Source organism: Psychromonas ingrahamii 37 (assembly GCF_000015285.1).
In the GTDB taxonomy this organism is placed as follows: domain Bacteria; phylum Pseudomonadota; class Gammaproteobacteria; order Enterobacterales; family Psychromonadaceae; genus Psychromonas; species Psychromonas ingrahamii.
The window spans coordinates 1152142-1166231 of record NC_008709.1 but is presented as its reverse complement, the minus strand read 5'-3'; the positions used below and the strand labels follow the sequence as shown (position 1 = coordinate 1166231).

The following is a 14090-nucleotide window of genomic DNA, read 5'->3' as shown; positions in this document are numbered from 1 at the left end:
GCCTTTTGATCTAAAAAAAGCTAACAATTTTACTTTTTTTGATATAAGTTATAGGTATCTTTCATACTATTTTGGGAACTTCTTATGCTTAAATATCGTAATATTTTAGTTTTTATTGATGTGGACCAGGAATCTCAACCCGCGCTGGAGAGAGCAGTCTCTATTGCGGAAAAAGAAAAAGGTGCAAAAATAACACTATTCTTGTGCTGTTATGATCTGACCTTTGAAATGACTTCTCTAAGCTCTGCTGACGAAAGAGAAGCAATGCAACGCATTGTGATTAAAGAAAATAAAGAGTGGCTTAAATCGATTGCAGCGCCTTTTACAGAGCAAGGTTTGGATATCCATTGCCAGGTACGTTGGCATAATCGCCCCTTCCAAGCTGCTATTATTGAGGTGTTAAAAAACAATCACGATCTTCTCGTTAAAGCCACTCATCAACACTCCAAACTAAGTGCCATTTTATTCACACCTACCGACTGGAATTTATTACGTAAATGTCCCGTTCCAGTACTATTAGTGAAAAATCACCTATGGCCTAAACAGGGTAATATTCTCTGTGCTATTGATTGTAAAAGTATTCAGGATGATGAGCATCATCAATTAAATCAGCAAATTTTAAAAGAAGCTGCTGTCATGGCAGAAATTGTCAATGCTAATATCCATATTGTTAATGCCTACCCCAGCCCACCAATGAATATCATGCTCGAGTTACCAGAATTTGACCCAATAAATTACGAAGATGGTCTAAAAAAATTCCATCAAAAAACATTAAATGACTATGCACAAACATTGAATCTTCCTAAAGAACAAGTTCATCTTGCCCAAGGTTTACCTGAAGATGTTATTAGCGAAGTAGCTGAAAAAATTGACGCCGAATTAGTCATTTTAGGTACTGTTGGACGCTCCGGACTAAGTGCAACATTATTAGGCCACACAGCAGAGCAGGTTATCGATAATTTGAACTGTGATTTGCTGGCTTTAAAACCTGCTGGCTTTATTAGTCCAATTACACTGTAAAGGGAAAATTATGAAACGATTGGTGGCTGGAGATAAGGCTCCATTATTTAATTTACATGATGAGCAAGGTAAGATGATTGCTTTAGCTGATTTAACCGGTAAAAAAGTGTTGGTTTATTTTTACCCTAAAGCGATGACCCCAGGTTGTATTAACCAAGCCTGCGGTTTGCGCGATGTAAAAACACAACTTGATGATTTTAATACTCTGGTCTTCGGTATCAGCCCGGATCCGGTGAAAAGTTTAGCTAATTTTGTGACTAAAAAGGAGCTTAACTTTCCACTTTTATCTGACCAAGATCATGCGGTGGCAGAGGAATTTGGTGTTTGGGGAGAAAAGAAGTTCATGGGTAAAGTCTATGATGGTATTCACCGTATTAGCTTCCTGATAAATGAACAAGGGATCATTGAGCACGTATTTGATAAATTTAAAACCACTGACCATCAACAGGTGGTCTTAGACTATTTGAAAAACAAAGAAAGCATTTAATCAAAAGAAGGGCCAACGGCCCTTCTCGGTTTAACCTAACCTAACTTATCTTCTTCTGCATTTTCAATCTTAGCTTGTATGTTTGGCCAGGCGTTTAATACCGCCTTAACAAGTGTCGCTAAGGGAATAGCAAAAAATACGCCCCAAAAACCCCACAACCCTCCAAATATTAATACCGAGATAATGATCACCACTGGATGCAAATTAACGGCTTCTAGAACAATACGAGGATAACAAAAACACGCTTCAGAACCACCACAACCCTCCAAATATTAATACCGAGACAATGATCACCACAGGATGCAAATTAACGGCCTCTAAGAACAACAACACCGGAACAATAACATTGCCATCAAGCGCCTGAATAATAGCGTAAGCATCATCAAAGATAAAAAGAGCCAACGGCCCTTCTCGGTTTAACCTAACTTATCTTCTTCTGCATTTTCAATCTTAGCTTGTGTGTTCGGCCAGGCATTTAATACCGCTTTAACAAGTGTCGCTAAGGGGATAGCAAAAATACGCCCCAAAAACCCCACAACCCTCCAAATATTAATACCGAGACAATGATCACTACAGGATGCAAATTAACGGCCTCTAAGAACAACAACACCGGAACAATAAGATTGCCATCAAGCGCCTGAATAATAGCGTAAGCATCATCAAAGATAAAAAGAGCCAACGGCCCTTCTCGGTTTAACCTAACTTATCTTCTTCTGCATTTTCAATCTTAGCTTGTGTGTTCGGCCAGGCATTTAATACCGCCTTAACAAGTGTCGCTAAGGGGATAGCAAAAAATACGCCCCAAAAACCCCACAACCCTCCAAATATTAATACCGAGACAATGATCACCACAGGATGCAAATTAACCGCCTCTAAGAACAACAACACCAGAACAATAACATTGCCATCAAGCGCCTGAATAATAGCGTAAGCATCATCAAAGATAAAAAGAGCCAACAGCCCTTCTCGGTTTAACCTAACTTATCTTCTTCTGCATTTTCAATCTTAGCTTGTGTGTTCGGCCAGGCATTTAATACCGCCTTAACAAGTGTCGCTAAGGGGATAGCAAAAAATACGCCCCAAAAACCCCACAACCCTCCAAATATTAATACCGAGACAATGATAACTACAGGATGCAAATTAACGGCCTCTGAGAACAAAACGGGGACGATAACATTGCCATCAAGCGCCTGAATAATAGCGTAAGCAACCATCAAATAGAAAAATTCAGGTGATGACCCCCATTGGAAAAATGCCACAATCGCAATCGGCACAGTGACAACAGCTGCGCCTATATAGGGAATTAAAACAGATAAACCAACCAATACAGCTAACAATGCTGAATAACGTAATTCCATAAAAAAGAAAGTAAAATAAGTGCCAATACCAACAATCAGGATTTCAATGATCTTACCGCGAATATAATTCATAATTTGACCATTCATTTCAACCCAAACCTGATCGGCTAGCTTGCGATCTCTTGGTAAAAACTGAACAAAACTTGTAATTAACTTATTTTTGTCTTTGAGCATAAAAAGCATCATCAGAGGCACAAGAATGCAGTAAACAAGTAATGCTGCGACATCTAATAATGAAGCCAATGAATGTGATAGTAAAAACCCCCCGGTATCTAAGATATAAGTACGTAAATTTTCAACAAGCAGGGTAAAAGTAGCAGGATCAATGAGATCAGGATATAGAATAGGAAGCGTTAAAATATATTCCTGCACTTGGTTGAACATGACGGGCAGGTCGCGAATAAAAGCAACCCCCTGCCTGAATACGGTTGGTAAAATTCCTAAGAAGGCAAAAAATGCTAAGGATAAAAAAACAGCCATCACAATTAATGTCGACAGGGTTCTATTGAACTTCAAACGCATCAAATAGTTTATCGGCCAATCAAGTAAATACGCCAAAACTAATGCCACAAAAAGAGGCGTTAAAATTCCGCCTAAAAAGTAAAAGACGGCAAAAGCACCGAGCAGCAATAAAAAAAGAACACTAAGGTTGGGATCCGCAAAGTGATGTTGATACCAATCATTTAACTGTTTTAACATGAAATTTATTACACCTTTAAGTTTAGATATTAGCTCTGATTCGCATAACCAGAGCCTTTCGCAAGTTTAGTTGTTGGCACTGATGCGCATCACTATCGCCACTTGCTTGTCTGTTATAATACTTGAATAGTCATACCTCTTTTTATCCAGATACAAAATAATGTCCTGCATTGCCTGTTGATTAGAAAAGAGTAGACAAAGTTGGCTATCCTGTTGTTTATTCGAAGACGCATCATAGAATAACAAATAACGTTTCAGCTTGACTAGTGACATTGGACAACGTATTTTTTGTAAATCTAAAACCTCCATATCGAGTAATTATCCTACTATTTAAAATTAAAAGCTGTGCACCTTGCCAACAAATAGACTCAAGCTGTACGTTCGTATTGTGATGGCTAAAAGACGACTAAGCCTGTCATAGATAAGTAAAATAAACTAATTTTTAAATATTAGTGCCTTTAATACAGCAATTTTTACCTCAGTAACGATCTCAGACAATCATCACTTGCAATAAAGTGGTGATTGTTTATGCTTTTATTATATTTTTATGTTGAGTAGCTCTAGTGTTGAACAAATCTCTGCTTCTTGCACTTTATTTTTTCCTTTCTTTTTTTTCGGGTATTGCAAATTCAAGTAATGCTCTTCCTGAGATTGGTACAGTGGGAGCCGCCACATTAAGCATTGAAAAAGAACAGGAATATGGTTGGGCTTTTAGATTAATGGCAAATCAAAGTCTGCCAATCATCCATGATCCAGTTCTTAACCAGTATATCAATGAACTGGGTCAAAGCTTAGTTTCCCATGCAGAATCCGTGAGAATGCCATTTGATTTTTTCCTAATAGAGGATAATGAGATTAATGCGGCTGCATTTTTAGGCGGTAATGTAAAAATTCATACGGGGCTGTTCTTATATGCCAAGAATGAGAGTGAACTTGCGAGCGTCATTGCCCATGAAATAGCACATATCACACAACGCCATCTTGCCCGTATGCTAGAACAACAGTCCTCCAATACTCCAACATCACTTGCTGCAATGGCGGGCTCCATTTTACTGACTTTGGTATCTCCCGCCGCGGGCATGGCAGCTTTAACGACAACAATGGCAGTGTCGATACAGTCACAAATTAATTATACCCGAACACATGAATATGAAGCCGATAGAATTGGTATAAAAACCTTAGCTGATGCCGGTTATGATCCGAATGGTATGGCACAATTTTTTGGCGAACTTGCTGAAAAATATAAGTATGCCAGCCTGCCTCCGAAAATGTTATCCACTCACCCGCTACCTGAAGCGCGTTTATCTGAAGCGCGTTTACGGGCGAGTCAATACAAGACAAAAAACATTACTAACAGCTTAGATTATCAGCTTAGTAAAGCACGCATTACCGTCCGCTTTAGTAGTATCAACCCCACATCAGCCATTAACTTATATGAAAGTCAGCTCAAAAAGCAAAAATACGAGATTAAAGAAGCTGCTTTGTATGGTCTTGCTCTGGCCTATTTTGAAAATAAAGATTTTTTACAAGCACAAGATATTATTAATGATTTATTAAAAGCACAATCCGGTAACCTGTTTTATATAGACTTGGCAACAGATACAGCACTCGCTTTAAATAAGGCGGATGAAATTATAGAAAAACTACAGCAGTTATATAAAAAGTCACCCGACAATCCCGTTTATACCATTAACTTAGTTGCTGCACTACAGGAGGATAAACGCTATGCGGACGCTGAAAAGATTCTTGAACTGTTTATCCGCTCTCATCCTCGCCATATTTTGGCCCAGATAATCGCCGTTGATCTTTATAGATTGTTAAATAATCGCGCTAAGGAACACGCAAGTAAAGCGCAATATTTAGCATTGCAGGGACGTTTTAAGGAAGCAATCCAAGAGGTCGGTAATGCACTTATTTATACGGAAAACCCGTTAGACAAAGCAAGATACGCTGCAATGATGGCGGGTTATCAAAAAGATAATTTACGTTTGCAGGCATTAACAAAATAATGCACCCAGATGACTTGTAGAGGCCAGAATCAGCCTCTACAAGTCATCTGGGTCGATAACCCAACATAAAAAATTGAGGTTATGTTTTTTTTAGAGACCTAAATTTATTCCCTTGTTGTCACTAACCAATTGATTAGCAAAACCATTACCTATTGAAATACCTAAACGTTTAGTTAATTTTTCAATAGTAGAAGGTTGTACAGAATAATTCACAATATTTTCTGCTCTAACAATCTCTCTGGCAACAAATCCCGGACTTCCTAAACCGTCAATTAGACCTAGCGCTAAAGCTTGTTCACCATTCCAAATCAAACCAGAAAACAGATCCGTTGAATTTTTATCTGAATTAATACGATCGCCTCGTCCAGTTTTAACCACATTAATAAACTGCCGGTGAGTCACATCTAACACTTCCTGCCAAAAATCTCGTTCGGCTTCTTTGCTGGGTGAAAACGGATCTAAAAATGTCTTATGTTTGCCAGAAGTATAGTGGCGACGTTCAACCCCAACTTTATTCATCAGATCAACAAAACCAAAACTGGATGCAGTCACCCCAATCGACCCGACAAGACTCGCTTTATCCGCATATATCTGGTCAGCTGCAGCTGCAATATAATAACCACCCGAGGCACCTAATTCAGCAATAACGGCATACAATTTTTTATCCGGGTATAAAAGACGCAGACGTTGTATTTCATCAAATACATAACCTGCCTGAACGGGACTACCACCAGGGCTATTGATCACTAACATAACCGCCTGACTGAACTCATTTTTAAATGCAGCACGTAAACCGGTGACAATAGTATTTGCATTCGCTTCTTTATCTGCGGCAATAACACCTTTTATTTGCACCATAGCGGTATGCGGCTCTTTTTGTTGATCACTTAAGAGATTCGTTTGAGTATTAAAAAAGAAAAAGATGGCGCCAAACAGATACAAAAAAGTTAATGATTTGAAGAAAATTCCCCAACGCCGCGTTCTTTTCTGCTCTGCGAAATTTTCCTTGATAAAAGCTTTTATCCAGCGGTCTTCAGTCTGTGTTTTATTTTCCATTTTATATACCCAGTTTGTAGGTTAAGGATGATTAAATGATTGCAAGGTCACTGCCAAGCCCCCCCTAAAATACTGAGATCAGCAGGTCCAGACATAATGACATTCTAACCACATTTAAAAGGTTTTATTTACCATTAGCGACAATCCATTTTTTCAAAGCCGTTATATCCTTTGGAGATTCAGATTTAATTAACGCTACCCAATCATCAATATTATCCCACCAGGCAGGAAGATCCGGTGATTGGAGTTGTTGGGCAATGCCCTGTATTCGCTTTAAGCCAACAGAGCCTGCAGCGCCTTTGATTTTATGAGCTTCATTTACAATACCTTTTTGATCCTTGGCAATCATATTAGAATCCAAAATTTCAAGGTATTCCGGCAGTAATTTTTCAAATAAAGCGACATTCTCTAAAATTACTGACGTGGGTAAAAACGCCATTAATTCTAAAAGCATTTCTTGATTAAACAAGGTATTAGTCTGTTGCATCCTTTGCTGCATTTTTAATACCGAGTCCATTTTCTGATGCTTATTAGAAGGGACAAATAATTTTTTAATCATCGAATTAAAAGGGTTAACACTAAGCGGTTTGCCCAATGCGCCATCCATTCCCTGCTCTATAAACCCCTTACTGTCGGCAAATACGTTAGCGGTCAGGGCGACAATAGGAGGCAGCTTATGTCCGTGTATTTCACGTAATTTTTGAGTGACCTGATAACCATTCATATCGGGTAGTTGAATATCCATCAGGATCAATTGATAGGCATTATCTGCAACCTTATTCAGTGCCTGCGCACCATTGACAGCGCTATCAACTTTATGGCCAAGCTTTTCTAATAACGATGTTGCGACCAAAATATTCAGTTCGATATCTTCCACAAGTAAAATAGAAAGCTTGGGCAGATTATCCTTTATTTGTTGTTCTTGATGTTCTTTTGCCGGGCAATTCACCGTTAAGGTCAGCTTAAACATACTGCCTTCGCCAAGTTTACTCTTTACGCTTATAACGCCTCCCATTGCTTGCGCAATTTTAGAGGTGACAGCAAGCCCTATCCCCGTACCAGTCGCAAATGTATTACCTTCAACCTGATAATACATTGCAAAAATTTTATCGAGCTGATCCTCGGGAATACCAATGCCTGAATCTTCAACCTCAAAACACAGCTCAACCTGATTCTGGTTGAGCTGATGACAGACACAGCGGATCGTTATCGTTCCTTTTTGGGTGAACTTCACCGCATTGCTTATCAGGTTCCATAAAACCTGCCTTAAACGGGTATCATCTGTTTCAATAATGTCTGGAAAATGACCGCGTTGCTCAAAATTTAATACTAGTCCCTTCTGCTCAGTCTGAATAAAAGATAAACTTTTTAAGTCACTAATAAAATCCAACATATTGATCTTATTGGTTGCCAACTTCAGACGGTTACGATCTAATTTATCCAAGTTAATAATATCACTGAAGATATTGCCCAAACTAATGGCGCTGATATGAATGGTTTTAAGATGTTTCATCTGTTCACTGGTCAACTGCTCATCTAATAACATGCGGCTTAAACCCACTATGCCGTTTAAAGGAGTGCGTAGCTCGTGACTAATTGAAGAAATAAAATCAGTTTTTTCGCGAATATTTTTGTCGATAGATTCTTGATGTTTTTTACGCTCGGTTATATCCCGACCAAAACCAATAATACCAATACACACAGCCTCACTATTAAAAAGTGGCAATGTTCTGACTTCAAAATAAGCTTTTTTTCCGTTTGGAAAATGTAACCAATGCTCATGAATTTGTTCTTTTTTTTGTTTCTTCACATTTTGATCACGGGTGACAGCTTGGTGCGCATAATCCTCGGGAAATATATCAAAGGGTGTTAAACTAATAAGCTGTTTTTCTGTTTTACCGGTGAGCATCTCCATCGCTTTATTACAGCTGACAAAGCGACTCTTTAAATCTCGGTGAAAGACCAAATCAGGAGAGGTATTCAGAAATGATTTTAATAAACTGGCAGCTTCGACCAATTTCTGCTGGCTTGCTTTACGCTCAATAATTTCTTTTTCTAACTCGTGGGTTTTAATCCGCTCTTTTTGGCGCACCTCGCGGAGACTAGCAACAGTATTATCTAAATGCATTCTGGCTTCCTCCAAATCTCCAACCACAACGGTCAAAAAATACACGGCCCAGGGTGTTATTAAAAGCCCGATTAAAATTGAACGGGAAGCACCGGCAATGCTTAAGGGCTCATCAAAATAAATTGTAAGGAAGACTTGTAACGCGGAATCAGCACTTATAATTGCAATGGCAAGTAACAAACTAAAACGCAAGACTCCTAGGCGTTTCAGTAATGCAACATAATAATGCACCCAAGTTTTAAGGTTAAATAGGCTCAAATTAACTCCAGTTAAATAGATAGATAACACCTCATCTTGGTTCCAGAAATTGATAAAGGTTCAGCTTCCATCGAGAGGTCCATTGATTCTCCATTCTATACTCAACCAATTCAAGATGCAGAAATTAATAAGCCGAAAAACAGGATAAACTTGTTTCAAGTAATGCTTTCCTTTTCAGCGTAAGCACAATCACAACATAAACTTGTTTACAAACTGAAGATAAATAACAGACTCAGCACCGAATTAAAACAGACATAATTTATCAAAACACGCCTTGTTTTTGGTCATTAAAGTAATCCTTTTCATTTCATGGTTTTTAATTCTGCGTAACAAGTCTATAATGCTCGCTTTTAATTTCTATATTTTAATACATGCTGTTGCATGTTTACTGGAGTTTTTTCTAATGGCAATGCCAGATATCGCAAATAGTGCACAAGCTCAAACTGAAGGTAAACTAGATCGGGTTGGAATGAGTAATATTGAGTTACCTCTTATGGTTCAAACTGATGATTGCCCTCCACAGCAAGTCAGTGCAAATGCCGAAGTATTTGTTAATCTTGGTGACGCACAAGCAAAAGGCATTCATATGTCTCGCTTATATCTCCAACTTGATGAACTTTCGACAGAGTCTGAATTAAATATCAGTACATTAACGGCTTTACTCCAGGGTTTTATCACCAGCCATCATGAATTAAGTCAGCGCGCTTTTGTTAAATTTTCATTTGACTATCATCTACGTCGTAAGTCATTAATTAGCGAAAAACGGGGCTGGAAGGCTTACCCTGTCATTATTATCGGACGACTGTCCGAGGGTAACTTTGAAGTTGAGCTGCAAGTAAACGTACCCTATTCCTCTACTTGCCCTTGTTCTGCTGCGTTAGCAAGGCAACTTATCCAGCAAGCTTTTTCTCAAAAATATGACCAACAAACTGAAGTTAATAAAGAGGAGATATTTGCATGGTTGGGCTCCACAAAAGGCATTGTTGCCACCCCGCATAGCCAACGCAGTATTGTTGAGGTAAAAGTTAAACTAAATTCATTAAACCAATCTTTCCCTATTATTGAGTTAATTGATTTAATTGAAAAGACCCTAAAAACGCCCGTACAAGCAGCAGTAAAAAGAGAAGATGAGCAAGAATTTGCTCTTTTAAACGGTCAGAATTTAATGTTTTGTGAGGACGCCGCGAGACACCTACAACACTCGCTCCACCAAGAAACTAAATTTGATGATTTTTGGTTACGTGTAAACCATTATGAAAGCTTACATGCCCATGATGCTGTGGCAATGACAACGAAAGGTATTGAAGGTGGTTACTTGGCTTAAAATATAAGTCGAGTATTGCACCTTTATACCCATGATACTTCAAGATGCAAAGTCAGCAAGGAAAATTGTGCCGAGATGCTAGGCATAAAATTGAAGTCTAGTTATTCTACAGAGAGATTTTATAACAACGCAGATTGGTACAATTTTGCTTGCCCTACGGGGCGCCAGCTCGAAAACCAGCGCTGTGTTGCACCAATCGGAAAGGGAATAACCATTTAAGATATAAATGCTTGCATTTACATCTACCGCTAGAGGATTAACGCAGTTAATCGCTCGAAAGGTCATGTTGCGTCTTGCTCTGGTCTCCGAACTTGCGCCTGACAAAGCATCTTAAAGTAACATGGGTATATATGGGGGGTTAGACTCCCATATTAGATTAATGTACCGCGCCTGCCATTGCTGCGTCATACCAGCCTGAGTCAACTTCAGCCATTAAATTGAAGCTTACTAGCAGCGTATAGATAGTAGGGTGCGCTTTAGCTCCCATTGCCGCTGTCTGCGGTGCATAGAATGCACCCTACCGATAACCATTCCATTAATTAACTTACCATCTAGATTCAATCTCTTGAACAGAGTATTTGCACTCTCTCTAGATAGCGGATAAAAATATTCCACGCGTGGCTACCTTCATTAACAACAAAAGAAATAATTAAATGATCATATTGTAAAAAAGCATAAATACTTCAACTGTTGATTTAAATGGATATTCACACCTTTTAATTAAAATCACAATTTAATTTACTGTGCTATTAGTACCCTTTGGATTCTGCCTAAAAAAAAAACACCGAACGTTTCCACGTTCAGTGCTTTATATACCATCAAGATATCCGTTAAAATATAAGCTTATAATTGCTCAACCTAACCGTATTGGGATACACAGTAGCTTTTTGATACATATTTTTACGCTAAAAAGCTAAAGTAAAGTTAGCCCAAAATTCAGCATTCTCATCCAAATGAGCCTCAATGCCTACATTTTCAGCTAACTCATAACCTATATCGACGGTGCCTTTAAATTCCTTAACGTTGGCACCTTTTAGTGCATAAAGATATCGTGGCGTAGCGCCAATCCAAAATAGATCCGAGACGGCATAACGTGCAGCCATTTCAACGTCTAAATAGGTGGTAGTGCTAATATTATTGCCCCACATCATGCCAAGCTTCATGGCGGGATAGAGAGTAATTTTCTTATTTTTTAATGGCACTTTTTTAATTACACCGAAAGCCGTTTTATCAACGGACTGTCCTTTATAATCGTAACTCCAAGTGCTATCAAGTAAAAAACCGCTATTATTACGGCTGTTGAAAACCATATAATTCAGATTGTAATAATCTAAATCATGTTTTGCTTCCAGTGTTAACTGATGTTTCATTTGCCAGCCTAAATAACCGGCAAATGATCCAAATACATCAACTCCCTCAGTTCCAGCGCCAATACCGGCCTTGGAGTAAACCGCAGTAGGATCTGCAAAATCCACACTACGATATTTAGTTTGCGCCGGCTGTTGCGCCACGGCTTGACCTACAAAAATACAAAAGAAGGCGCTACTTAATAGCTTTATTTTTTTAATCTTCAACATCTCACTTATCTCCATATAAATAAATTGAACAAGCGTTTACCACGCTTAATCACAGTATATTTACCAAATAACGCATCTAATTTTTGTAAAATGACTTCACTATCGGTTTGTTTTTCGCCATTAATACTGACCGCACCATTTTTAATAAATTCTCGCGCCATTTTATTCGATTTAGCAAGCTCACAACTGGTCAATAATTCAACTAATGGTTTTTCTGTCCCTTCAACAAAGGTTGCAGGTAAACCATCCTGCGCAAGTTGTGCCAGATCCGATTCATCTAATGCGCTTAAATCACCAGAAAACAGGGCTTCGGTAATACGTTGTGCTGAGCCTAAACCTTGTTCACCATGAACCATCTTTGTAACTTGCTGCGCCAAAATATTTTGCCCTTCAGGACGGCCTTGAATGGTTTTATCATTTTCTTCAATCGCAGCAATTTCTTCAACAGATAAGAAAGTAAAATAATGAAGAAATTTGTAAACATCCGCATCTAATGTTGTTATCCAGAATTGGAAGAATGCATAAGGCGATGTTTTTGCGGCATCAAGCCAGATAGTGCCTGCTTCTGTCTTACCAAATTTTGTGCCGTCAGATTTAGTGACTAAAGGTAGCGTCAAACCAAATACTTTTTCTTGATTCATGCGCCGTGTTAAATCAATACCGCCGGTTATATTACCCCATTGATCTGAGCCACCAATCTGCAGTGAACAACCATTAGCTTTATTTAAAGCTGCAAAATCATAAGATTGTAATAACATATAGGTAAATTCAGTAAATGACATACCCGAACCATCACGATCAATACGCTGTTTAACAGATTCTTTTTGAATCATGGCATTAACACTAAAATGTTTACCCACATCACGCAAAAAGGAAATAGTATCCATTTTGCCAATCCAATCAAGGTTATTAACAACCTCTGCTGAATTTTCCCGATCACCAAATTCGATAAAAGCACTGACTTGCCCTTTGATTTTTTCCGCCCAATCTGCAACAACATCATCAGTATTTAATTTACGTTCCACCGCTTTAAAGCTTGGATCACCAATCAATCCGGTTGCGCCACCGACCAAAGCTAATGGCTTATGACCCGCGTCCTGGAAACGTTTCAATGTGACGAGTGGCACTAAACTTCCGATATGCAGGCTGTCTGCCGTCGGATCAAATCCACAATAAAGTGTTTTGCAGCCACTTGATAAATGTTCATGTAATTCTTCATCTGCAGTCATTTGCGCGATTAAACCTCGCGCTTGTAAATCTTCAAGTAGAGCATTCATTTATTTACTTCCTGATCATTAAGAATCCAATATTTTATGCTCAAGATATTACACATTTAAGAGACACAAAAAAACCATAGAGTGCCGATATAAGGCACTTTATGTTAGCATTAGCATTATTTTTTAATGACAAAGAGCAGAACAGATGAAAATAGGCATTATTGGTGCGATGGATGAAGAAGTCAGCATCCTTAAAGCGAAGTTAAATAACATGGAAACAACGATCATTGCAGGTTGTGAATTTTACCAGGGTGAATTAAATGGTAAACAGGTTATCTTAACCAAATCAGGCATAGGTAAAGTTGCTGCTGCCGTGGCAACGACACTGTTACTGGAAAGATTTAATCCAGGTCAGGTAATTAATACGGGTTCCGCTGGGGGTTACGATACAACGCTTAATGTAGGCGACATTGTGATATCAACAGAAGTACGTTTTCATGATGTCGATTTAACTGCATTTGGTTATGAAATTGGCCAAATGGCGCAATTGCCTGCCGCTTTTCCAGCAGATAAAAATCTGATTTTCGCAGCACAAAAAGCCGCTGAAACGATTACCCATTTAAAAACCATTCAGGGATTAATCTGTACGGGTGATATTTTTATGGCGGATCCAACAAAAGCTGAAATAGCACGTCATAATTTCCCAACAATGGCGGCATGTGAAATGGAAGCTGCGGCCATTGCACAGGTTTGTTACCAGTTTAAAGTGCCTTTTGTGATCATCCGTTCACTCTCGGATATTGCCGGTAAAAAATCAGAATTATCCTTTGAGCAATACCTGCCGATTGCTGCTAAAAATGCATCAATACTTGTTGAAGAAATTATCAATAACTTAAACTAGTTTTTACTGTTTTTTATTCGCTTTATTATACATATAAAAAAAGCCCTAATCTGTTA

The 14090-nt window shown here is 38.6% G+C and carries 12 protein-coding genes and 3 pseudogenes; 5 read left to right on the top strand and 10 right to left on the bottom strand.

Going from position 1 to position 14090, the window contains the following annotated elements; genetic code table 11:
* Positions 1-84: 84 nt before the first annotated feature.
* Together uspE and bcp are read left to right on the top strand one after the other, a co-directional pair.
* Positions 85-1020 (top strand): universal stress protein UspE, encoded by a 936-nt coding sequence (gene uspE, locus PING_RS04895; RefSeq protein WP_011769335.1) that lies wholly within the window; start codon positions 85-87, stop codon positions 1018-1020.
* Positions 1021-1030: 10 nt separating this feature from the next.
* On the top strand, positions 1031-1507 hold the full coding sequence (gene bcp, locus PING_RS04890; protein ID WP_011769334.1) for a thioredoxin-dependent thiol peroxidase: 477 nt from the start codon (positions 1031-1033) through the stop codon (positions 1505-1507).
* A 35-nt stretch (positions 1508-1542) separates the two neighbouring features.
* Here the strand turns inward: bcp and PING_RS04885 are convergent.
* The 6 genes and pseudogenes from PING_RS04885 to PING_RS04870 form a co-directional block, all read right to left on the bottom strand.
* Positions 1543-1737, bottom strand: a pseudogene (locus PING_RS04885) (AI-2E family transporter); the annotation flags it as partial.
* 16 nt (positions 1738-1753) lie between these two features.
* On the bottom strand, positions 1754-1909 hold the full coding sequence (locus PING_RS20430; protein WP_408635114.1) for a hypothetical protein: 156 nt from the start codon (positions 1907-1909) through the stop codon (positions 1754-1756).
* A gap of 14 nt (positions 1910-1923) precedes the next feature.
* A pseudogene (locus PING_RS19750) lies at positions 1924-2162 on the bottom strand (AI-2E family transporter); the annotation flags it as partial.
* A 38-nt stretch (positions 2163-2200) separates the two neighbouring features.
* A pseudogene (locus PING_RS04880) lies at positions 2201-2440 on the bottom strand (AI-2E family transporter); the annotation flags it as partial.
* 38 nt (positions 2441-2478) lie between these two features.
* Positions 2479-3564 (bottom strand): AI-2E family transporter, encoded by a 1086-nt coding sequence (locus PING_RS04875; RefSeq protein WP_011769333.1) that lies wholly within the window; start codon positions 3562-3564, stop codon positions 2479-2481.
* A gap of 66 nt (positions 3565-3630) precedes the next feature.
* Complete coding sequence (locus PING_RS04870; RefSeq protein WP_011769332.1) at positions 3631-3873, bottom strand: sulfurtransferase TusA family protein; 243 nt, start codon at positions 3871-3873, stop codon at positions 3631-3633.
* A 254-nt stretch (positions 3874-4127) separates the two neighbouring features.
* On the opposite strand from PING_RS04870, the gene bepA reads away from it, so the two are divergent.
* Positions 4128-5573 carry a beta-barrel assembly-enhancing protease gene (gene bepA / locus PING_RS04865; RefSeq protein WP_011769331.1) on the top strand — a complete coding sequence of 482 codons (1446 nt, stop codon included), beginning with the start codon at positions 4128-4130 and terminating at the stop codon, positions 5571-5573.
* 90 nt (positions 5574-5663) lie between these two features.
* Here bepA and PING_RS04860 read toward each other — a convergent pair whose 3' ends face one another.
* Together PING_RS04860 and arcB are read right to left on the bottom strand one after the other, a co-directional pair.
* The gene (locus PING_RS04860) at positions 5664-6629 is read right to left on the bottom strand and encodes a S49 family peptidase (protein WP_011769330.1); all 966 of its coding nucleotides are present in this window, start codon (positions 6627-6629) and stop codon (positions 5664-5666) included.
* Positions 6630-6753: 124 nt separating this feature from the next.
* Positions 6754-9015, bottom strand: coding sequence for an aerobic respiration two-component sensor histidine kinase ArcB (arcB, locus tag PING_RS04855; protein ID WP_011769329.1), 2262 nt, complete (start codon positions 9013-9015; stop codon positions 6754-6756).
* A 403-nt stretch (positions 9016-9418) separates the two neighbouring features.
* Here arcB and folE2 point away from each other — a divergent pair, with 403 nt between their 5' ends.
* Positions 9419-10339 carry a GTP cyclohydrolase FolE2 gene (gene folE2, locus PING_RS04850; protein WP_011769328.1) on the top strand — a complete coding sequence of 307 codons (921 nt, stop codon included), beginning with the start codon at positions 9419-9421 and terminating at the stop codon, positions 10337-10339.
* Between the two features lie 905 nt (positions 10340-11244).
* On the opposite strand, the gene PING_RS04845 is transcribed toward folE2, so the two are convergent.
* Together PING_RS04845 and tyrS are read right to left on the bottom strand one after the other, a co-directional pair.
* Positions 11245-11916, bottom strand: a complete 672-nt coding sequence (locus tag PING_RS04845; protein WP_011769327.1) for a hypothetical protein — start codon at positions 11914-11916, stop codon at positions 11245-11247.
* A 5-nt stretch (positions 11917-11921) separates the two neighbouring features.
* Positions 11922-13193, bottom strand: a complete 1272-nt coding sequence (gene tyrS / locus PING_RS04840) for a tyrosine--tRNA ligase (RefSeq protein WP_011769326.1) — start codon at positions 13191-13193, stop codon at positions 11922-11924.
* Positions 13194-13338: 145 nt separating this feature from the next.
* On the opposite strand from tyrS, the gene mtnN reads away from it, so the two are divergent.
* Positions 13339-14034: a 5'-methylthioadenosine/S-adenosylhomocysteine nucleosidase gene (mtnN, locus tag PING_RS04835; RefSeq protein ID WP_011769325.1), complete on the top strand. Its 696-nt coding sequence runs from the start codon at positions 13339-13341 to the stop codon at positions 14032-14034.
* Positions 14035-14090: the final 56 nt, after the last annotated feature.